We start from the raw sequence: 21,057 nt of genomic DNA on the forward strand, positions 1-21,057 counted from the left end.
CGGGAAATGCAGCCCTTGCCCTTGACCTTGCCGCTTCAAAGTCACTTATAGAGGGCAACGCATATCTAAACAGGAGCACTTCCAATGGCCTTTACCCTTCCCGATCTTCCCTACGCACATGACGCTTTGGCAGGCCTTGGCATGTCGAAAGAAACGTTGGAATTTCACCACGATCTGCACCACAAAGCCTATGTCGATAACGGCAATAAGCTGATTGCGGGCACCGAATGGGAAACCAAATCGCTGGAAGACATCGTCAAAGGCACCTATGTGGCGGGTTCGGTCGCGCAGAACGGTATCTTCAACAACGCCAGCCAGCACTGGAATCACAACCTGTTCTGGGAAGTGATGGGGCCTGCGGGCAACGCCATTCCGGGCGTTTTGGAAAAGGCTTTGGTTGAGGCATTTGGCTCGGTTGCCAAGTTCAAGGAAGATTTCGCCGCCGCTGGCGCCGGCCAATTCGGTTCGGGCTGGGCTTGGCTGGTGAAAGACACGGACGGCGCTTTGAAGGTCACCAAGACTGAAAACGGCGTCAACCCGCTGTGCTTTGGTCAGACCGCACTGCTCGGCTGCGATGTGTGGGAACATTCCTACTACATCGACTTCCGCAACAAGCGCCCGGCGTACCTGAGCAACTTCCTTGACAAACTGGTCAACTGGGAAGCGGTAAGCGCCAAGCTGTAAGGTCTATCACGATATCTTACGCCCGTCCGGGAAACCGGGCGGGCGTTTTGCTTTGCGATACGGGGCGAAGTGATACGGGCCGTCGAGATCAGCGCAAGCGCATCGGTAAGTCGGCCCGCAGGCAAGATAGCCCGTGCATGGCTGGTGCGGCCGCGGGCGGCTTTGGCAGTGAAGCTTTGATTTAAAGGTGCGGCACGGGTTTCGTTGCCAAGCGGCGCATTGGCGAACAGCGGCAGATGGACGATAAAACAAGCCATGCCGAGAGATTTAAGCCGGCATAAGTTAGGCGTCGGTCATGGCTTTGTGCTGACAGAACGGCACTGTGCAGTAGAAAATTGAGAGATATGCGCTTGAAATGCAATCCAAAGCTGTGCCGGGTTCAGGGCAGGGCGGCGCGCAAAGCTTGGGTCAAGGTTGCTACGTCGGGGATTGCGGTGAAATAGCCCCTTACTGAAGCGTCTGCGAAGCCTTCGGCGATGATGTGATCAATGAGGGTGATCAGCGGGTTCCAGTAGCCTTCGGAATTCAACAGGAAGATCGGTTTGCGGTGCAGGCCGATTTGCGCCCAAGTCAGCACTTCGAAAAACTCATCAAGGGAACCCGCACCGCCCGGCAGCACCACGACAGCATCCGAGTTCATGAACATCACCTTTTTGCGCTCGTGCATGTCTTCGGTGATCACCAACTGGCTAAGATCTTGGTTGCTGCGCTCGGCTGTCATCAGATGCGTGGGGATGACGCCGAAGGTCGGGGCCCCTGCGGCTTGGGCGCTTCGGGCAACCTCGCCCATCAGACCCACGTCACCGGCGCCGTAAACCAAGCGCCAACCTTGGGCGGCGATGGCCTGACCCATGGCGCGGGCGGCGACGGTATGGGCGGGATTAGAGCCTGCGCGCGCGCCACAGAAGACACAGATCGAAGACAGAGCACGGGCCATTGGCATATCTATCCGAAAATTGTTGCTTTAACGCTTGATATAGCGGTTCCATGACAAAAGAAAGAAGGGCCGGGAACAGGCCCTGATCGGGGGAAAACGATGGCTGGTTGGAGTGGATTGAGTGCGGCGGCACGGGGGGCTGTGCTGCTGGGCGGTGCTGCGGTGGTGGCGGTGGCGGGCTATTTCGGTTTTGTGCGCGCGCCCGTGGCCGTGGTGCCAACTGAGACAACCGCAAGCGGGGCGGCTGATCCTGCGCCTGTCGCAGGCGATGCTGCAACCGTCGCTGCGCCGCCGAGCGCTGAGAGTGAAGCTGCCGCACCGCCTGCGGCCGAAACCCCAAGCGCTGAAACCTCTGCGGATGCGGCGACCGAGGCCAAGATAGGAGAACCCGCTGCGGTGGCAGAGGCTCCGGCCGTTGCTCCGGTTGTGGCGCCAACTGCGGCATTGGCGGGGCCGATTTTGCCCAGCTTTGATGTCGCCCGCATCGCGCCCGATGGGGCAGCAACGGTGGCGGGGCAGGCTGCTCCGGGGGCTGCCGTGGCGATGCTGGTTGATGGCGTTGAGGTTGCAAAGGCTGTGGCCGATGCGCAGGGCAAGTTTGCAGCGCTGTTTGATCTGCCACCTAGCCCGGTCGCGCGGCTGCTGACATTGCAGGCGACGGGCGCGGATGGCGCGGCCGTGCAGGGAACCGAGACTGTGGCGCTGGCCCCGGTTGTTGGTGCTGCGGAAGTCACCGTGGCAGGTGGCGTTGAGCCTGCGTTGCAGGCTCCGGCGGCGGTGTTGATCGCGCCCGAGGGGGTGAAGGTGTTGCAATCGGCTGCCGAAGTGCCTGCCGAGTTGGCGGGAAATGTTGCGGTGGAGAGTATCAGCTACGCTTCCGACGGCGCGGTGATGTTGGGCGGGCGCGCGGGTGCTGGCGCGGGCTTGCGGATCTATTTGGACGGTGCCGCGATCGCAGATGTCGTTGCGGGGCCGGATGGCGCTTGGGCTGCGACGCTGAAGGATGTGGCGGCGGGGATTTACACCTTGCGGGTGGATCAGCTGGCGGCAGATGGCACGGTGGCGTCGCGGTTTGAGACCCCGTTCAAGCGCGAGACTTTGGCGGCTTTGGCGGCAGCCGCAACGCCTGCGATCCAGCCTGAGGTGAGTGCCAAGGCCGCGCCCGTTATAGCAGATGCGGGCGCGGCCGACGCGCCGCAACCCGTGGTCGAACCAACCGCAACGGATACGACTGCCGTCGTGGCGGCACCGCTGCCAGCCGCTGCCGGGGCAGAGATTGCGGTGGGCGATGCAGCCCCTGCTGCTGAACCCACTGCTGCGGATACGCCTGGCGTTGTTGAAGCCACACCTGTTGCGAACGCTGCATCCGTCACAGCTGAACCTGCGGCTGTGGCCCCGGCAAAACCCGCTCCGGTCACCGTTACAGTGCAGCCGGGTTATACGCTTTGGGGCATCGCACAGCAGAATTTCGGCGATGGCGTGCTCTATGTGCAGGTGTTTGAGGCCAACAAGGACAAGATCAAAGATCCCAACCTGATCTATCCGGGGCAGGTGTTTACGATTCCTGCGGCGCCGTAGTCGGGGTCATTGCAGCGGGCGCAATAACAGGGGCTGCCACGGTTTGGCCGTGGCGGCAGCTGGCCATCTCCTCGGGGTGTTCCATGCAGCCGTCGTTCAACAGAATACTGATCGGCGCAGCCATGCCTGCGGCATCGACCGACCAGAACACATGGCGCGCCAGTTTGCGCGCGCGGATCAGGCCTGCTTGCTCAAGGACCGCCAGATAAAACGACAACCGCGACGATGACAGGCCCAAAGCACGGCTGATCTCGCCTGCGGCCAGTCTCTGATCGCCCAATGGCATCAGCAGGCGCATCAGATCCCGCCTTGCGGCACTGGCACGCACGGACAGAGCGGCGAGGGCTTGGGTGTTCTCGACGTTTCAACCGCGCATCAATCATTGAACTGTCTCGATTTAGTGAATATGTCGGCTGCGGTAAAGCGGGTGCGGCCTTTTGGCCCCTGCGATGAAGGATCAAGTGATGCGGAATACGACACCCAAGGTGACCCCGGCCAAGGTAGCTGCGGCTCAGGTAACCCCGGCAGCAGATAATGACGGCCATGCAGGCGGCTGGGCGACGATGAAGCGGGTTGGCCCCTATCTTTGGCCGAAGGGCGAGGCTTGGGTGAAACGCCGCGTTGTGGCGTCGTTGTCGTTTCTGCTGCTGGCCAAGCTGGTGTCGATCACCATGCCGTTTATGTACAAACAGGCGGTGGATGCGTTGGTCGGCAACGACCCAACTGCAGCCACGATGCTGGGCTTTGGTGCGGTGGGCCTGACGGTGGCTTACGGTCTGGCGCGGTTCGGTTCGGTCGCCTTTGGCGAGGTGCGCGACTGGGTGTTTGTGCGCGTGGGTCAGCGCGCCTTGCGCAAGCTGGCGTTGGAGACCTTCACCCATATTCACCGCCTGTCGATGCGCTATCACATCACCCGCAAAACCGGCGGGCTTTCCCGCGTGATCGAGCGCGGTGTGAAGGGCGTTGATTTCCTGTTGCGCTTCATGCTGCTGTCGATCGGGCCGCTGATTTTGGAACTGTCGTTGGTTTCGATCATCTTCGCGGTGTATTTCGGCTGGGCCTATGCTTTGGTCGTGGTGGTGACGATTGCGATTTATGTCACCTACACCTTCAAAGTCACCGAATGGCGGGTGCAAATCCGCCGCCAGATGAATGATCAGGATACCGATGCCAACCAGAAGGCGATTGACAGCCTGCTGAACTTTGAAACTGTCAAGTATTTCAACGCCGAAGCCCGCGAAGCCGCGCGCTATGATGGCGCGATGGCGGCTTACGAGGGCTTTGCGGTGCGCACGGGGCAAAGTCTGTCGGTCCTGAACATGGGGCAAAGTTTCATCATCACCACCGGGCTTATTCTGGTGATGGTGATGTCGGCATATGGTGTCGAGGCTGGGCAGTTTACGGTTGGCGATTTCGTGATGGTCAACGCCTACATGCTGCAGATCACCATGCCTTTGGGCTTTCTTGGCACGGTCTACCGCGAAATCCGCCAAGCGCTCGTCGATATGGCCGCGATGTTTCATCTGTTGGAACAGCCCGAGGAAGTCACCGACAAGCCCGGCGCTGCGGCTTTGCGGGTGACGGGGGGCGAGGTCACGTTTGAAGATGTGCAGTTTTCGTATGATCCGTCGCGGCCCATTCTGAAGGGCATCAGTTTCACGCTGAAACCGGGGCAGCGCTATGCGTTGGTCGGGCCTTCTGGGTCGGGTAAATCCACCATCGGGCGGCTGTTGTTCCGGTTTTACGATGTGACCGGGGGCAGTATCCGCATTGACGGGCAGGATTTGCGCAATGTGACGCAGACCAGCTTGCACGGGCTGATCGGCGTGGTGCCGCAAGACACAGTATTGTTCAACGACACCGTGCACTACAACATCGCTTATGGGCGCGCAGGGGCGACCGAGGCCGAGATTGTGGCAGCGGCGAAGGCGGCGAAGATCCATGATTTCATCATCTCGCTGCCCGATGGTTATGCGACGACAGTGGGTGAACGTGGCTTGAAACTGTCAGGTGGTGAGAAGCAGCGCGTCGGCATTGCGCGGACGTTGTTGAAAAACCCGCCGATTTTGGTGCTGGATGAGGCGACTTCAGCCTTGGACACTCAGACCGAGCAGAGCATTCAAGAGTCTTTGCGCGAAATGGGGCAGGGCCGTTCGGTCATTACCATTGCCCACCGCTTGTCAACGATTGCCGATGCCGATTGTATTCTGGTGCTGGAGGATGGCGTGGTGACCGAACGCGGCACGCATGACGAATTGCTCGCGCGCGATGGCAAATACGCGGCAATGTGGGCGCGGCAATCGGCGGATGAAGAAGCGGCAGAAGCCGCCTAAGGCTTCGCTGTACTGATCTGGGTGTTCGGGGCAGGCCGATGTCGCCTTGCTGTTTTGCGCAGGCCACACGGTTGAGATTGCCGGGGTGACTCGTGTTTTACCCGTGGATGCACAGGCGGGGTCTGCGCGGGCGGCGGTGGGTAGTGCTTTGCCGCTGTCGGAAGTGCAGGCGGCTTTGGCCTCGGTTGCCCGCATTGGGATTGTGCTGCTGGACACCTGCCGCACAGATCCTTGGGGTGGCGGCGGCGCAGGGCAGGAGCGTTCGGCTGCGGCTCTGGAGGATGCCGTGCATGCCCCCGCCCCGGTCTGGGCCGGCTCGGACGCGCCGATGGGGTGTTGTTTGCGTTTTCGACCGCTCCGGGTGCGGTGGCGGGCGGGCGGGCTAGACCGGGCTGATCGAGACGCCACTGGCCACACCTTCAGTCAGCCTTCGCGCACCAGCACGACCTCGCCCAAGCCGAGCGGCTGGCTGCCCATCACATTGGCGACCACCACGCCATCGAGGCTGATCACCGAAAAGCCTGCGGATTGGGCGATAGTGACCACGGGGGGAATTTCAACATGATTTGCGTCGAAATGCGGTGTGTAGTGCAGTTCCAACTGATCGGTCTGGAAGGTGTAATCGGTGATCGTGGCGGCGGCGGTGCCATCGGCCCATTGATGTTCAATCTCAAAACGATCCGCGCCAGCACCGCCCGTGGCGGTATCGCCGTGGCCGATGATCAGGGTGTCATTGCCATCGCCACCTGACAGCGTATCTGCGCCGTCAATCGCGGTCAGGCTGGCCTCGGCGGAATCGGTGTCGGAATAGCCAGACAACATATCATCGCCGCCGCCGCCCAGCAGGCTGTCGGCCCCGGCACCGCCCGCCATCAGATCATTGCCAGAATCGCCCGCCATCCGGTCGGCGCCATCGCCACCGTGCAGCGTATCCAAACCATCGCCGCCGCGCAGGGTATCAGCCCCCAAACCGCCGTCGATGCTGTCCTCGCCCGCGTGGCCCAGCACCGAATCATTGCCGTCGCCCATCGCGGCGTGATCGTTGCCCGCGCCAAGATCGGCGTAATCTGAGCCCGACGAGCCGGTCAGATGATCGCCGCCGCCCTCCAGATGCCAAGCGGTGGGATCGCTGCCACCTGCAAGGCTGTCGTCGCCCGCGGTGCCCTGCACATCGTCGCTGTATTGCCCGGCTGCAAATTGCGGATCGCTGGCAGCATCGGGCACCAGCACGATATCATTCAGGCTGAAATTATCGACGCCGTCCAGTTGTGCCACAATCGCGCCGTCCATCCTGATCTCGGTGCTGCCATCCGGGGTATGGGTCAGCGTCATCACCGGCGGCACTTCGACCGAGCTGTCAGGCGAATAATGCGGCGTGTAGGTGATGTGCACAGCGTCCTGCGCCGCGTTGTAATCGGTGATATGGGCAATCGCGCTGCCATCGTTCCAGCGGGTGTCAAGATCGAAGGTGTCGTTGCCAGCACCGCCTTGGCCGATGTCGCCATGACCCAGCACCAGCAGATCATTGCCATCGCCGCCCGTCAGTTGATCGCTGCCCTCGGCCCCGGTCATGCCGCCCGCACCCGCAGCGCCCGTCACAAAGCCCGACAACGTGTCATCCCCCGCGCCACCGTTCACAATATCGCTGCCCGCGCCGCCCCAAACCTGGTCATTGCCATCGCCGCCCGCAAGGCCATCATCGCCAAGATTGCCTTGCACATGATCAGCGCCCGCGCCGCCAAACAGCGAATCCGCGCCAACGCCCCCCTCAAGGCTATCATTGCCCACGCCGCCAAGGCCGATGTCACTGCCCGCGCCCATTTCGGCATGATCATCACCGTCGCCCAAATTGGCGTAGTCATTGCCCGAAGACGCCGTCAGATCATCATTGCCGCCCTGCAAAAACCACGCCTGATTGTCGGCATCCGAAGTGACGGTGTCATTGCCCGCGGTGCCATCATGCACATGGGCATAGTTTTGCGGGTTATACAGCGGATCACCATTCGCAGTGTCGTCTGAGGTGTCATCAGAGCCGCCGATGCCGACGTTCAGGCCCAAAGCGCCTAAAAACAGGAAGATATTGGCAAGGATCGCAGGTTCCATCGGGCAACTCGGACAATAGGGGCGGGTTTGCGAAACATTTCATGCAAATATGGTAACAATTCGTCCCAATCGCGGCGGTTTGTCAACTCTGCGCGCAGATGTGATCTTTTGGCAGCCGCTGCGCAGGCTCGGTCCTTAGACATGCGCCGTCGCAGGGCTTGGCAAGTTGCGGGCTTTGCCTGTAAGACAGGGGTCAAGTGACCCTGCGCGCGGGCGTGGGGTGCATATCAAGAACCAAGGCCATGACTTTGGTGCGAAAGAGAGGCCAGCGTGAGCAACCCAGACAGCTTTATCAGCGAGGTGACCGAAGAGGTCCGCCGTGACAGGCTTTATGCGATGTTCCGCAAATATGGCTGGATTGGCGTGGTGATTGTGCTCGGCGTGGTCGGTGGGGCGGCTTACACCGAATGGACCAAGGCGCGCGACTCGGCACGGGCGCAAAGCTTTGGCGATGCGATGCTGGATGCGGTGGATCTCGGCGCACCCGAAGACCGCGCGCAGGCGATGGCGGCAATCCCGGCGGATGGCGGGCAGATTGCGCTGAAAGATCTGCTGTTGGCGACCGATGCGGGCAGCGATAAAGCAGCCGCACTGGCAGCACTGGATAAGTTGGCGGCCGATCAAAGCCAACCGCAGGTCTACCGTGACCTCGCGGTGTTGCGCCGGGTGATGCTGGCGGGCAAGGATCAACCGATTGCCGATCGCCGTGCAGCGCTTGAGTCGATTGCCGTGCCGGGGCGGGCGTTTCGCACCTTGGCGGCGGAACAACTGGCCTATCTGTTGATTGAAGACGGCAAAAAAGACGACGCGATTGCGGCGCTTGCCGCGCTGATGCAGGATCAGGATGCACCGGGTGGTTTGCGGCAGCGGGCGGGTCAGATGATCACCGCTTTGGGCGGCACGCCGCCTGAGGCAAAGCCCGCCGCCGACACCGCGGCTGTGGATGCGGGCTAAACCGCCTTTGGGCGCAGTTGAAGAAATCTGGGAGTGTTTCGCGTGATGACCAGCGGCAAGATCGGGATGGCGGGGCTGATGCTGTGCATGGGGCTGGCTGGATGCGAAAAAGACGTCATCCTTGAGGGAGAGCGTTTTCCGGTGCGCGCGCCGCTTGAAGAGTCAGTCGCGATTGAGGGGCAACCCGCGCCCGTCGCCACCTCGCTGCAGCCCGCCAATACTGCGGTGCCAATCGCGCTTCCGGGCGCATCTGCCAATGCCGAATGGAGCCATCGCGGCGGCAACGCCCGGCACGCCTCAAGCAATGGTGCTTTGTCGGCCAATCCACAGCGGGTGTTCAGCGTCAACATCGGCGCAGGCGACAGCAAGCGGTCGCGGATTGCGGCCTCGCCCGTGGTCTCGGGCGGGCGGGTGTTCACCATGGACGCCACTGCACGGGTGACGGCTGTGTCAACGGGTGGTGCGGCGCTGTGGACGGCGAATATAGCGCCCGAGTCCGGCGATGCCAGCAACGTGACGGGTGGCGGTTTGGCCGCCAGTGGCAACCGGGTTTACGCGACCTCGGGCTATGGCGAGTTGGTGGCCATGGATGCCAGCACCGGCGGCATTGCGTGGCGGCAACGTTTTGGCAGCCCGATCACCGGGGCGCCAACGGTTGTTGGCAATGTGGTTTACGCGATGGGCCGCGATGGCTCGGCCCTTGCGGTGTCCGCCGATAGCGGCAAACAGCTGTGGCAACAGGCGGGTGCGCCAAACTCAAGCGGTATGATCGGTACGGCCTCGGTTGGGGTCGGCGACAATGAAGTGGTGCTGCCGTTTGCCAGCGGGCAAATCTCGGCGGTGCAGACTGCGACAGGTGATCCGATCTGGAACGCCGGGGTGTCGGGGCAACGGTTGGGCCGCAGCTATGGCGGTATGGGCGATGTGACAGGCGATCCGGTGATTGTCGGCAACACGGTCTATCTTGGCACCGCAGCCGGGCGCACCGTGGCGATTGACATGACCACCGGCGGGCGGATTTGGACCGCCAATGAAGGAGCTTTGAACCCGCCTTTGGTGGTCGGTGGCTCGGTGTTTGTCGTCAACGACGAGGCGCGTCTGGTGCGGCTGGATGCTGCGACTGGAGAGGTGATCTGGTCGGTGGAAATGCCGTATTTCGTCAAGGACAAGCCGAAGAAACGCCAAGCGATCTATGCGCATTATGGCCCGGTTCTGGCGGGGGGCCGCATCGTGGTCGCCTCGTCCGATGGCAACCTGCGCGGCTTTGATCCAACCAATGGCAACCTCGTCTACAGCGTGGAAATTCCGGGCGGTGCGGCCTCGGCCCCGGCTTTGGCTGCGGGTTTGCTGTTCGTGGTCGGCGGCAACGGCCAACTTCACGCTTTCCGTTAGGGCTATCCCCGTGTATGGGGGCAGCTTAGTTATACCCGGACGCCTGAAATGAGCTTTATCCTTGCCATCGTTGGCCGCCCCAATGTGGGCAAATCGACCCTGTTCAACCGCTTGGTTGGCCGCAAACTGGCGTTGGTCGATGACCAACCCGGCGTGACCCGCGACTTGCGCGAGGGCGATGCCAAGCTGTTAGATCTGCGCTTTACCGTGATCGACACGGCTGGCTTGGAAGAAATCACCGACGACAGCTTGCAAGGCCGGATGCGGCGCTTGACCGAGCGCGCGGTCGATATGGCCGATGTCAGCTTGTTCGTGATTGATGGCCGCATGGGCGTGACGCCTTCGGATGAAATTTTCGCCGACATCCTGCGCAAAAAGGGCGCGCGGGTGATCTTGGCTGTGAACAAGGCCGAAGGTAGCGCAGGCGATGCAGGCGCGATTGAGGGCTGGAGCCTTGGTCTGGGCGAGCCGTTGCGAATTTCTGCCGAACATGGCGAGGGCATGGACGATCTCTATCGTATGCTGCTGCCGCTGCAGGGCGAATTTGCCGAGCGTGAGGCCGAGAATACCCCCGACACCGAAGTCGATGTGTCCGAGGAAGAGGCTGAACTTGAAGAAGATGTCGAAGCCTTCCGCCCGACCGCCAAGAAGCCATTGCAAATCGCAGTGATCGGTCGTCCGAATGCCGGAAAATCGACGCTGATCAATAAAATTCTTGGCTATGACCGCCTGCTGACCGGACCCGAGCCGGGCATCACCCGCGACGCGATCTCGGTCAAAGCCGAGTGGCTGGGGACGCCGATCAAGATTTTTGACACCGCGGGCATGCGCAAACGCGCGCGGATCAACGAGAAACTGGAAAAGCTGTCGGTGTCGGATGGTATCCGTGCGGTGCGCTTTGCCGAGGTCGTTGTGGTGCTGCTGGATGTGGACATTCCGTTTGAAGTGCAAGACTTGCGCATCGCGGATTTCGCCGAAACCGAAGGCCGTGCGGTGGTGATCGCGGTGAACAAATGGGATCTTGAGGACGAAAAGCAAGAAAAGCTGGCCGAACTCAAAGAAATGTTTGAACGTTTGCTGCCGCAGCTGCGTGGTGCTCCGATGATCACCGTCTCGGGTAAAACCGGGCGGGGCTTGGACCGTCTGCATGACGCTATTCTGGCCGCGCATGCGGTGTGGAACAAACGTATTCCGACCAACCGTCTGAACACGTGGCTGGGGGCGATGGTCGAATCGCATCCGCCACCGGCGCCGCAAGGCCGCCGCATCAAGCTGCGCTATATGACGCAGGTCAAGCAGCGCCCGCCGGGCTTTATCGTGATGTGCAGCCATCCAGATGATCTGGCCGACAGCTATCGCCGCTATTTGGTCAACGGCCTGCGTGAGCATTTTGCAATGCCAGGCACGCCGATCCGGATCACCTTCCGCTCACAAGCCGATAAAAACCCGTTCCGCAATCCGAAGTTCCACACCCCAAGCCGGTTGCGGAAACACAAGGAAAAGAACACCGGGCAGTAGGCTTTGTTCAACGATCAAAGAAGCCGCTGGTCGATCCAACGATCGGCGGCTTTTCTTGCATTTGCTGATCTAATCACTAGATATAGCGCAAAAAGCGCCAAGAATGTTCTGGTGACACAAGTAATTCCCCGCGGGGAAGGATCTTCACTGCGTCATCTAACCGTTGGCCGACGCAGTTGCGCAAGTGTAACCAGCGCCATCACCACCGCTCCGGCAAGGGCTGCATAGGCGACAGTTGGGTTTGTACCCCAGCTTTTCACCACAATGCCGACAATTGCCCAAACAATCGTTGCACCGTAAATCGGTAGGTCCGGGCCCTTGATCTGCATGGCAATGGCGATGATCAGCACGATCCCCAACATTGTCAGCGCCGCTGTGGTGTCGGGCAAAATGCCATAGCCCGCCAAGATCACGCCAGTTGATACGGCCGATGCCGCCGTCAGCCAGCCCGCGTAAATTGCCAAAGGGGCGGACAAAAACCAAGGGTCTTGCGCGGGGTCGGCAATCACATAGGCGTAGACCGCCAAAGCCGCCATCGCGATGATCGCCACAGCCGCGGGGATCGGTGCGGCGACCGCGATCGCCAGCCAGACCGTGCCTAACAGGACCGAAAGCGTCAGCGGCACTGCGGGTTTGACGAACGCCGGATCACCCCGGCGTTTGATCAGGCCGTAAGCGGCATGCGCGATCAACCACAGATAAATCAACCCCCAGATCGCAAACGCGTAGCCCGCAGGCTGCACGCTTGGATTGGCAATCTGAACCGGAAATGTCCCGGGATCGTAGCCCCGAAACGGTGGCGTGAAAGCGGGCGCTGCCGCAAAAGCAAGCGTGGCGAGCAGCAGGGCGGGTTGGATGATGCGTTTCATAGATTGATTACGCCTGAGAATGGTTCTGGTTCATTCTAAAACGCCCGCCGCGGAAATTCTCGTCTTGCCGCGCAGGTAAGGGTGCAGCGCGCTTGGCAAATCAACCGAGCCATCGGCTTGCTGGCCATTCTCCAGCACCGCGATCAGGCAGCGGCCAACCGCAAGGCCGGAACCGTTCAGCGTGGCCACAAACTCCGGCTTGCCACCGGGCACTTTGAAGCGGGCGTTCATCCGGCGGGCTTGGAACTGACCGCAGGTCGAAACCGAGCTGATTTCGCGGTACTTGTTTTGGCCGGGCAGCCAAGCCTCAAGGTCATGGGTTTTCTGCGCGCCAAAGCCCATGTCTCCGGTGCACAGCACGATGGTGCGGTAGGGGATTTCCAGTTTCTCAAGGATGGCTTGGGCGCAGTTGGTCATCCGTTCATGTTCCGCCAAAGCGGTGTCGGGGGTGCAGATCGTCACCATCTCGACCTTCTCGAACTGATGCTGGCGCAGCATTCCGCTGGTATCCTTGCCCGCAGAGCCCGCTTCCGAGCGGAAGCATTGGGTATGCGCGGTCATGCGGATCGGCAGGGCGGATTCGTCGAGGGTGTCACCCGCCACAGTGTTGGTCAGGGTGACTTCCGAGGTCGGGATCAGCCACCAGCCGTTGGTGGTCTGGTAGCTGTCTTCGGCGAATTTCGGCAGTTGGTTGGTGCCATACATCGCGTCTTCTTTGACCAGCACCGGGGTCCAGGTTTCCTGAAGCCCGTGTTCTTCGATATGGGTATCCAGCATGAACTGCGACAGGGCGCGGTGGACACGGATCACGGCGCCTTTCAGCACCACAAACCGCGCACCGGAAAGTTTTGCGGCGGTTTCAAAATCCATGCCGGGTTTGACGCCGGGGATGTCAAAATGCTCAACCGGGGTGAAGTCGAAATCGCGCGGGTGGCCCCAGCGGCGGATCTCGACGTTGCCGGACTCGTCGGCACCGTCGGGAACTTCGGCGAGGGGCAGGTTGGGGATCGCCATCAGAAGATCACGCAACTCGCGGTCAAATTGATCGGCTTCGGCGGCGAGGGCAGCGACTTCGGATTTCTTCTCGGCGACAAGGCTGCGCAGGCGGTTGAATTCGGCCTCATCGCCGCGACCTTTCGCAGCACCTGCCTCTTTCGAGGCAGCGTTTTGGGTGGCTTGCGCGGTTTCGGAGGCAAGGATCTTGCTGCGCCGGGCCTCATCCAATTTCAGGATCGTGGCGGAGATACCCGATAGGCCACGGCGGTCCAATGCAGCCTCAAAAGCGGCGGGGTTCTCGCGGATGGCGCGGATATCGTGCATGGCAAGCCTCATCAAATCTGGATGGGCAGGTTATGCCCGATTTGGCCGCGAAGGGGAAGGGTGGGTTGTCCTCGCGTGGACAGGCGGTGGCTTGATGCAATTTCAATTGCTTGCGCGGGGTGGTTGAGGTTCTATTCTTCTATCTGACCCCGGCCAAGCACATTGCCCTTGCTTTAGGCTGCGGCCCTTTAGCTTCACTTCGTGAACGCAGAGTTGCCGAAGCTTGGGCTAGGCGCAACGGCCGGATTCGGCTAAGGCCGAAGCAGAGATGTGGAGTATATAGTTTGGCGGCACCGGCGGTGAAGGTCGGCTACAGGCGGTCGGTGGATCTTGCGCGGTTCGCTGCGGCCTTTGGCATTGTCTGGGACCACGCCCGCGCGCCCTATGCTGATATTGGCTATACCGCGCTGGCTTTGTTTCTGGTGTTGACGTCGTATCTCGCGGTGGGTTCGTTTGAGCGCTCCGACGGTAAAGGCTTTTGGCTGTCGCGCGCGCGCAGGATCGCGCTGCCGTGGCTGTTTTGGTGCGGGTTTTACTGGGTGGTCTATAATGTGGTGTCGGATGAGCCATTTTTGCTGCTGTCAGACCCGTGGACGCTGCTGATCGGGCCGTCGATTCATCTGTGGTTTTTGCCGTTTGTGATGATCTTTCTGGTCACAATTCCGTGGGTGTCGCGCTTTATTGACCGCCCGGCGCGGATGTATCTGGCGGCGATCTTGTTGGTGATCGTCTCGATTCCCTTGGGCCTGCTGCACGCCAAACTGGCACCGCAAGCTTGGTTCATCAACCCGACCGGGTTTCCACAGCCGCTGCCGCAATGGTTCTTCTCGTTGCCGCTGTTCTGGTTTGGCGCGATCTTGGCTGCGGGCAAACGCATGGGGCTGGTCTGGCCGGTGATCGGGGCCGCGGCGCTGATCAGTGGAATTTTGTACAACCGCAGCCCGGAATTTGCTTCGGTGCAGATGATCCTTGTGGCGGTGATTTTTGAGGCAATTTGGCGGGTGAATATTAAGGGCAGTTGGCCGACTTGGGCAGCGGGCTTTGCATTTGGCATCTATCTCTTACACCCTGCGACGATGTTGGTGGCGTTCAAGTTGTTTTCCGACACGGTGGATCGCAGTTTCGCGGCTGTGTTTGCCTTTGCTCTGGCTTGGGCGCTGACGGCGGTGTTGCAGCGGGTGCCGGGGGTTAATCGGTTTTTGTGACGGTGTGCTGACGGCACTGTCGGATTGAGGGCTTCACAGCCTTCGCTCCGAAGTCTCTTTGCTATTTTGCAGCAAACCTCTGCGCACCCGTAGGATATTTGCGCGCAAAGGAGGGCAATTTTGGATAAGTTTTCGCAAATTTGGCGGGCAGGGGCTGCAAGTTGCGCCTGCAGCGCCTAGATCGGCGTTGGCTTGCCTATCCGCCAGAGCGCGGGTAGGGTTCCCGCCGACAAATCAGGGGGAATGTCCCCAAAATGAGAGGACTTCCATGTTCGTAACCCCCGCTTTTGCGCAAACCGCTGGTGCTTCTGGTGCAGGCTCGGCTTTCGCGTCATTCTTGCCGCTGGTTCTGATCTTCGCGATCATGTATTTTCTGCTGATCCGTCCGCAACAAAAGAAGGTGAAAGATCTGAAGGCGATGGTCGATGGTCTGCGCCGCGGCGATCAGGTGCTGACCCAAGGTGGCATCATCGGCAAGGTCACCAAGGTCGGCGATGATGGCGTGCTTGAGGTCGAGATTGCCGAAGGCGTGAAGGTGAAAATGCCACGTCACACCATTTCTCAGGTGATGAACAAGACCGAACCTGCGAAAGCGGTGTAAGCATTAAGCCCGCCTTCGTTTGATTTGCCCGACCTAAGCTTAAGCCAGACCTTAACCTGAGACAAAACATCATGCTCTATTCGCCGCTGTGGAAGCGCCTTTTGATCCTTGCGCTTTGCGCTTGGGGGATTGCCGCGTCGCTTCCCAACCTGTTTTATACGCAAGTTGAGGCGCATAACGACGCCGTCACCGCAATTGAAGCCAATGCGGGGGTGGCAACACCCGAGCAGACGGCAGATCTGGCGAAATGGCCATCGTTCCTGCCGTCGGCCTTGGTCAATCTGGGCTTGGATTTGCGCGGTGGCGCGCATCTGTTGGCCGAAGTGCAGGTGGCGGATGTCTATGCGCAGCGCATCGACAGCCTGTGGCCCGATGTGCGTGACGCGTTGCGCGATGCGCGTGATCAGGTCGGTGCGGTGCGGCGGATGCCGTCGGTGCCGGGGGTGTTACGGGTGTCGGTTGGCAATGCCGATGGCATGGCCGTGGCCGTGGCCGCGGTGCAGGCTTTGGCGACCCCTGTGGTCAGTCTGACCGGAGTGGGCCAGAAAGATCTGGAGGTCACCACCGAGGGCCAAGAGATTGTGGTGCAATTGTCGGAACCCGAGCGGGTGGCGACCGATACCCGCACCATGCAGCAAAGTCTTGAGATTATTCGCCGCCGCGTCGATGCGGTGGGCACGCGGGAACCGACGATTCAACGCGAAGGCACCGACCGGATTTTGATTCAGGTGCCGGGTTTGGGCTCGGCGGCTGAGTTGAAGGCGATCATCGGCACCACGGCCAAGCTGACGTTCAACACCGTGGTGGGGCGGACAAGCAATCCCGCTGCCGATCCGGGGCCGCGCAATTCCTTGCTGGCCTCGTCGGACGAAAAGGATGTCTATTACATTGTCGCCGATGAGCCGGTGGTGTCGGGCGAGGAATTGACCGACGCGCAGCCGTCGTTTGACCAAAACTCGCGCCCTGCGGTGAGTTTCAAGTTCAACGTCTCGGGCGCGCGGAAGTTTGGCGAATATACCTCGACCAATATCGGCCAGCCGTTTGCGATTGTGCTGGATGACAAGGTGATCTCTGCCCCAACGATCCAAAGTGCTATTCAGGGCGGCTCGGGCATCATCACCGGCAGTTTCACGCTTGAGGAATCGACCAATCTGGCGGTGCTGCTGCGGGCAGGGGCGCTGCCTGCGAAGATGAATTTTCTGGAAGAACGCACGATTGGCCCGGAATTGGGCCAAGACAGCATTGATGCGGGCCAAAAGGCGGCGGTGATCGGGGTGGTGGCGGTATCGTTGTTCATGCTTGCGTCGTATGGGCTGTTCGGGCTGTTTGCCAACATCACCTTAATAATCAACTTGGCGCTGATTTTTGCGGTGTTGTCCTCCATCGGTGGCACGCTGACGCTGCCGGGGATCGCCGGGATCGTGTTGACCATCGGCATGGCGGTAGATGCCAACGTACTGGTCTATGAACGGATCCGTGAGGAACTGCGGGTGCATAAAACCACGGCGCGGGCGATTGAGATTGGCTATGAGCGGGCAATGTCGGCGATCATCGATGCCAACATCACCACGCTGATCACGGCCTCGGTGCTGTTCTTCCTGGGGGCAGGGCCGGTGCGTGGCTTTGCGGTGACCTTGGGGATCGGCATCATCACTTCGGTGTTCACGTCGCTGCTGGTGACGCGGCTGATCATCTCGGTCTGGTTCAACTGGCGCAAGCCATCCGAAATCGTGGTGTAAGGAGATATCTTATGGCTTGGCGTTTGCGACTTGCACCCGAGAAGACCAACTTTGACTTTTTCAAGCATCAATGGCTGACCTTTGGCGGCTCGGTCTTGTTGATGCTGGCGGCGTTCCTGTTCTGGGGCACCGAGGGGCTGAACTATGGCATCGACTTTAAGGGCGGCACCACGTTGCGCACCGATTCGTCGCAGCCGATTGACGTCGGCGCTTACCGTCAGGCGATGAATGGCTTGCCGGTGGGCGATGTGGTGATCACCGAGGTGTTTGACCCATCGTTCCGCGCCGATCAGCATGTGGCGATGATCCGGTTGTCCTCGGTTGAGGCCGATCAGGCGGTGAGTGAGACGGATTTGGCGGCGGTGAAAGCCGCGTTGACCAACCTCGATCCGGCGATCAAGTTTGTTTCGGAAGAAACCGTGGGGCCGAAGGTGTCGGGCGAGTTGGTCTATACCTCGATCCTTGCGATGGTGGTGACCTCGGTCGGCATCATGCTGTATATCTGGATGCGGTTTGAATGGCAGTTCGCCTTGGGCGGGGTGTTGGCGCTGCTGCATGACGTGTTCATCACGGTGGGGATTTTCGCGTTTTTCCAGATCAAGTTTGATTTGACCATCGTGGCGGCATTGCTGACGATCTTAGGGTATTCGATCAACGACACGGTCGTGGTGTTTGACCGGCTGCGGGAAAACCTTGTCAAATACAAAACTATGCCTCTGCGCGATGTGATGAACCTGTCGGTGAACGAGACACTGAGCCGGACGATCATGACCTCGCTGACCACTTTGCTTGCGGTGGGGTCGATGATGGTGTTTGGCGGCGATGTGATCCGGGGCTTCTCGTTTGCGATCTTCATGGGGGTTTTGCTTGGCACCTATTCGTCGGTCTATGTCGCAAAAAACATCGTGCTGATGATCGGCTTGGATCGCAGCGAAAAGCCGAAGAACGGCAGGCCGTCCGATCACGAATTCGCCAATATAGACGCCTAGATCATGCGCCTGACCGAAATCACCTACGGCTCGGCCTTGGCGATTGAAAGCTATGGGCCGGGGTTTTTTCGGGTAGGCACCCATGTGCTGCGGGGGCCAAGCCTGATCACGCCTTGGGATGCCGGGGCTTGGGGTGGGTTTGAGGATATGGCGGGGCCATTGTCTTTGGCGGGCAAGATTGATGTGTTGCTGGTGGGGCTGGGGGCAGAGGTTTCCGTGATCCCCAAGGCGTTTCGGCTGGCCTTGGAAGCGCAGGGCATTGGGGTGGAGCCGATGAACACCCCTGCCGCTTGCCGCAGCTACAATGTGCTATTAGGCGAGGGGCGGCGCATCGCAGCGGCCCTGTTCGTCGTCTAACACCACGCCGCCCCGGCCTCAAGCCGGGGCCTCATGCGTTGCAGGCAGAGGCCCCGGATAAAGTCCGAGACGGCTGGGGTGCTACCAAGATCCGTGGACTTCTGGGGCAATCAGGCGTGCGTAGATTTCGCGCGCCTTTTCCATTGTGGCCGCTGGAAGCGGGGCCAAAGCATCGGCTTTCGCATTTGCTTGGGCCTGTGCGGGCGATTTCGCGCCGGGGATCACCACCGTCACCGCGTCTTCCATCAGAATCCAGCGCAGGGCAAATTCGGCCATCGTCGCTCCTTGAGGCACCAGCGGGCGGAGTTCTTCGACCGCTTGCAACGCGATGTCATAGGGCACGCCCGAGAAAGTCTCACCCTTATCAAACGCCTCGCCATTGCGGTTAAAGCTGCGGTGATCGTCGGCGGCGAATTGGCTTTGCGCGGTCATTTTCCCGGTCAGCAGGCCAGAGGCGAGCGGGACACGGACGATAACGGCGACATTTTGGGCTTTTGCGGCTTTGAAGAACAGCTCAGATGGGCGCTGGCGGAACAGGTTGTAGATGATCTGCACCGAGACAACGCCGGGGTTTTGAAGGGCGGTCATCGCCTCGGCAATGGTTTCGACCGACACGCCGTAAGCGGCGATTTTACCTTTGGCTTTGATCGCATCCAGCGCCTCAAACATCGCTGGGTTGGCATAAACCGGGGTGGGCGGGCAGTGCAACTGCAAGAGGTCTAGGCACTCTAGGCCAAGGTTTTGCAAGCTGCGGTCGATGAACGCCTCAATCGCGGGACCTGTATAGGCCTCAGCCGTATGCGGGTTCAGGCGGCGTCCGGCTTTGGTGGCCACAAACGGGCGCTCGCCTTTGCGCTCGGCCAGAACCTCGCGGATAATGCGTTCAGAGCGGCCATCGCCGTAGACATCGGCGGTGTCGATGAAGGTTACGCCTGCATCAAGGCTGGCATGCAGCGCGGCTTTGGCGTCATCCAAGCTGACCTCGCCCCAAGTGCCGCCGATGGCCCAAGCGCCAAAGCCCAGCCGGGTGGTGGTTTTGCCGCTGCGCCCGAAGGGGGTGGTGGATAGGGTCATGTTCGCCTCCTGTTTGGCGGGCACTATAGGGGGTGGGGTGGGAATGGCCATGCTGTCGCAGGGTCTTTTCGCATCGGGCGCGATGGGTTAGGGGTGAGGCATGGACATGCAGGTCAATGATCTTGCCGTTGCCCGTGGCGGTGTGGCGGTGTTGGAAGGGGTGACGTTCCGGCTTCTGCCGGGGCGGGCGCTGGTGTTGCGCGGGCCGAACGGCATTGGCAAGACCACCTTGCTGCGCAGCTTGGCCGGATTGCAGCCTGCTTTGGCAGGTGAGGTGACGGTGGCGGCCGAGGCTGTGGCCTATGCTGCCCATGCCGATGGCGTCAAAGCGGTGCTGACGGTGGCGGAAAATTTGCGGTTTTGGGCGGCGGCTTATGGCACACATTCGGTGGCGCAGGCCCTGGCCGAGATGAACCTTGAGGCTTTGGCGAACAGGCGCGCCGCGCATCTGTCGGCGGGACAAAAGCGGCGGCTTGGGCTGGCGCGATTGCTGGTCACCGGGCGGCCAATCTGGCTGATGGATGAGCCGACGGTGTCACTGGATGCGGCGTCGGTGGCTTTGTTTGCGGGCGTGGTGGCGCGGCATCTGGCCTCGGGTGGCTCGGCGCTGATCGCGAGCCATATTGATCTGGGGCTTGAGGCCGAGGTGCTGGATCTGACCCCGTTCAAGGCGCGCAGCCCTGCGGCGGGCGGGCGTTTGGGTGCGTTTGACGAGGCCTTCGAATGATCGCGCTGCTGATCCGGGATCTGCGGCTGGCGATGCGGGCGGGCGGCGGCTTTGGCTTGGGGTTGGCATTTTTCCTGCTGGTGGCGGTGATCGTGCCGCTGGGTGTCGGACCCGAGCCTGCCGTATTGGCCCGGATTGCGCCGGGGATTCTTTGGGTGGGGGCGTTGCTGGCCTGCCTGTTGTCGCTCGACCGGATTTTTGCGCTGGATTATGAGGATGGCAGTTTAGATTTGCTGGCGACCTCGCCGATGCCACTAGAGGCGGTGGCGGCGGTGAAGTCGCTGGCGCATTGGCTGGTGACGGGGCTGCCGCTGGTGCTGGTCGCGCCGGTTCTGGGGGTGCTGTTGAACCTTCCGGGCACGGGCTATGTCTGGCTGGTGGTGAGTTTGGCGCTGGGAACCCCGGCTTTGTCGGTGATCGGGGCATTTGGCGCGGCGCTGACGGTGGGTGTGAAGCGCGGCGGGCTTTTGATGAGCCTGCTGGTGCTGCCGCTGTACATGCCAACGCTGATTTTTGGTGCCGAAGTTGTGAAGCGCGGGGCGCAAGGTTTGGCGGTAGGCACACCCTTGGCGCTGCTGGCGGGGATCACGGCGGGGGCGGTGGCATTGTTGCCGTTTGCCTCGGCTGCGGCAATCCGCGTCAACCTGCGTTAAGATGGCTGTGCTAGGGTCGCGAAC

General features: G+C 60.8%; 19 protein-coding genes. 13 read left to right on the forward strand and 6 right to left on the reverse strand.

Going from position 1 to position 21,057, the window contains the following annotated elements; translation table 11 throughout:
- Nucleotides 1–84 precede the first annotated feature (84 nt).
- Nucleotides 85–684 (forward strand): superoxide dismutase, encoded by a 600-nt coding sequence (locus Q7V03_RS00810; RefSeq protein ID WP_304923714.1) that lies wholly within the window; start codon nt 85–87, stop codon nt 682–684.
- A 379-nt stretch (nt 685–1,063) separates the two neighbouring features.
- Here the strand turns inward: Q7V03_RS00810 and Q7V03_RS00815 are convergent, their stop codons facing one another.
- Nucleotides 1,064–1,627 carry a TIGR00730 family Rossman fold protein gene (locus Q7V03_RS00815; RefSeq protein WP_304923715.1) on the reverse strand — a complete coding sequence of 188 codons (564 nt, stop codon included), beginning with the start codon at nt 1,625–1,627 and terminating at the stop codon, nt 1,064–1,066.
- A 93-nt stretch (nt 1,628–1,720) separates the two neighbouring features.
- Between Q7V03_RS00815 and Q7V03_RS00820 the strand changes: the two genes are divergently transcribed.
- Nucleotides 1,721–3,199, forward strand: coding sequence for a LysM peptidoglycan-binding domain-containing protein (locus Q7V03_RS00820; protein WP_304923716.1), 1,479 nt, complete (start codon nt 1,721–1,723; stop codon nt 3,197–3,199).
- Here the strand turns inward: Q7V03_RS00820 and Q7V03_RS00825 are convergent.
- Nucleotides 3,177–3,527 carry a helix-turn-helix transcriptional regulator gene (locus tag Q7V03_RS00825; RefSeq protein WP_304923717.1) on the reverse strand — a complete coding sequence of 117 codons (351 nt, stop codon included), beginning with the start codon at nt 3,525–3,527 and terminating at the stop codon, nt 3,177–3,179. The genes Q7V03_RS00820 and Q7V03_RS00825 overlap by 23 nt on opposite strands.
- A 235-nt stretch (nt 3,528–3,762) precedes the next feature.
- Between Q7V03_RS00825 and Q7V03_RS00830 the strand changes: the two genes are divergently transcribed.
- A complete protein-coding gene (locus Q7V03_RS00830; RefSeq protein ID WP_304923747.1) occupies nt 3,763–5,532 on the forward strand; it encodes an ABC transporter ATP-binding protein/permease in 1,770 nt (589 codons plus the stop codon).
- Nucleotides 5,533–5,955: 423 nt separating this feature from the next.
- On the opposite strand, the gene Q7V03_RS00835 is transcribed toward Q7V03_RS00830, so the two are convergent.
- Complete coding sequence (locus Q7V03_RS00835) at nt 5,956–7,635, reverse strand: calcium-binding protein (RefSeq protein WP_304923718.1); 1,680 nt, start codon at nt 7,633–7,635, stop codon at nt 5,956–5,958.
- Between the two features lie 270 nt (nt 7,636–7,905).
- Between Q7V03_RS00835 and Q7V03_RS00840 the strand changes: the two genes are divergently transcribed.
- Genes Q7V03_RS00840 through der form a run of 3 tightly spaced genes read left to right on the forward strand, consistent with a single transcriptional unit; the run spans nt 7,906 to nt 11,499 of the window.
- Nucleotides 7,906–8,589, forward strand: coding sequence for a hypothetical protein (locus tag Q7V03_RS00840; RefSeq protein WP_304923719.1), 684 nt, complete (start codon nt 7,906–7,908; stop codon nt 8,587–8,589).
- 45 nt (nt 8,590–8,634) lie between these two features.
- The gene (locus Q7V03_RS00845) at nt 8,635–9,981 is read left to right on the forward strand and encodes a PQQ-binding-like beta-propeller repeat protein (protein ID WP_304923720.1); all 1,347 of its coding nucleotides are present in this window, start codon (nt 8,635–8,637) and stop codon (nt 9,979–9,981) included.
- 48 nt (nt 9,982–10,029) lie between these two features.
- Nucleotides 10,030–11,499: a ribosome biogenesis GTPase Der gene (gene der, locus Q7V03_RS00850; RefSeq protein ID WP_304923721.1), complete on the forward strand. Its 1,470-nt coding sequence runs from the start codon at nt 10,030–10,032 to the stop codon at nt 11,497–11,499.
- 152 nt (nt 11,500–11,651) lie between these two features.
- On the opposite strand, the gene Q7V03_RS00855 is transcribed toward der, so the two are convergent.
- Entirely contained in the window at nt 11,652–12,368 is a 717-nt protein-coding gene (locus Q7V03_RS00855) for a hypothetical protein (protein WP_304923722.1), read from the reverse strand.
- A gap of 30 nt (nt 12,369–12,398) precedes the next feature.
- Nucleotides 12,399–13,688 carry a serine--tRNA ligase gene (gene serS / locus Q7V03_RS00860; protein WP_304923723.1) on the reverse strand — a complete coding sequence of 430 codons (1,290 nt, stop codon included), beginning with the start codon at nt 13,686–13,688 and terminating at the stop codon, nt 12,399–12,401.
- A gap of 284 nt (nt 13,689–13,972) precedes the next feature.
- On the opposite strand from serS, the gene Q7V03_RS00865 reads away from it, so the two are divergent.
- The 5 genes from Q7V03_RS00865 to Q7V03_RS00885 all read left to right on the forward strand — a co-directional run bounded on the left by Q7V03_RS00865 (nt 13,973) and on the right by Q7V03_RS00885 (nt 18,579).
- Nucleotides 13,973–14,893 carry an acyltransferase gene (locus Q7V03_RS00865; RefSeq protein ID WP_304923724.1) on the forward strand — a complete coding sequence of 307 codons (921 nt, stop codon included), beginning with the start codon at nt 13,973–13,975 and terminating at the stop codon, nt 14,891–14,893.
- 268 nt (nt 14,894–15,161) lie between these two features.
- Nucleotides 15,162–15,494, forward strand: coding sequence for a preprotein translocase subunit YajC (yajC, locus tag Q7V03_RS00870; RefSeq protein ID WP_304923725.1), 333 nt, complete (start codon nt 15,162–15,164; stop codon nt 15,492–15,494).
- A 71-nt stretch (nt 15,495–15,565) separates the two neighbouring features.
- Nucleotides 15,566–17,233, forward strand: a complete 1,668-nt coding sequence (gene secD, locus Q7V03_RS00875; RefSeq protein WP_304923726.1) for a protein translocase subunit SecD — start codon at nt 15,566–15,568, stop codon at nt 17,231–17,233.
- Nucleotides 17,234–17,244: 11 nt separating this feature from the next.
- Nucleotides 17,245–18,222, forward strand: a complete 978-nt coding sequence (secF, locus tag Q7V03_RS00880; protein ID WP_304923727.1) for a protein translocase subunit SecF — start codon at nt 17,245–17,247, stop codon at nt 18,220–18,222.
- 3 nt (nt 18,223–18,225) lie between these two features.
- On the forward strand, nt 18,226–18,579 hold the full coding sequence (locus Q7V03_RS00885; protein ID WP_304923728.1) for an Mth938-like domain-containing protein: 354 nt from the start codon (nt 18,226–18,228) through the stop codon (nt 18,577–18,579).
- 81 nt (nt 18,580–18,660) lie between these two features.
- Here Q7V03_RS00885 and Q7V03_RS00890 read toward each other — a convergent pair whose 3' ends face one another.
- Nucleotides 18,661–19,653: an aldo/keto reductase gene (locus Q7V03_RS00890; RefSeq protein ID WP_304923729.1), complete on the reverse strand. Its 993-nt coding sequence runs from the start codon at nt 19,651–19,653 to the stop codon at nt 18,661–18,663.
- A 100-nt stretch (nt 19,654–19,753) separates the two neighbouring features.
- On the opposite strand from Q7V03_RS00890, the gene ccmA reads away from it, so the two are divergent.
- Nucleotides 19,754–20,380 (forward strand): heme ABC exporter ATP-binding protein CcmA, encoded by a 627-nt coding sequence (ccmA, locus tag Q7V03_RS00895; RefSeq protein WP_304923730.1) that lies wholly within the window; start codon nt 19,754–19,756, stop codon nt 20,378–20,380.
- Complete coding sequence (ccmB, locus tag Q7V03_RS00900) at nt 20,377–21,033, forward strand: heme exporter protein CcmB (protein WP_304923731.1); 657 nt, start codon at nt 20,377–20,379, stop codon at nt 21,031–21,033. The genes ccmA and ccmB overlap by 4 nt, the downstream gene beginning before the upstream one ends.
- Nucleotides 21,034–21,057: the final 24 nt, after the last annotated feature.

The sequence above is a fragment of the Cypionkella sp. genome (assembly GCF_030652235.1).
GTDB lineage: Bacteria > Pseudomonadota > Alphaproteobacteria > Rhodobacterales > Rhodobacteraceae > Cypionkella.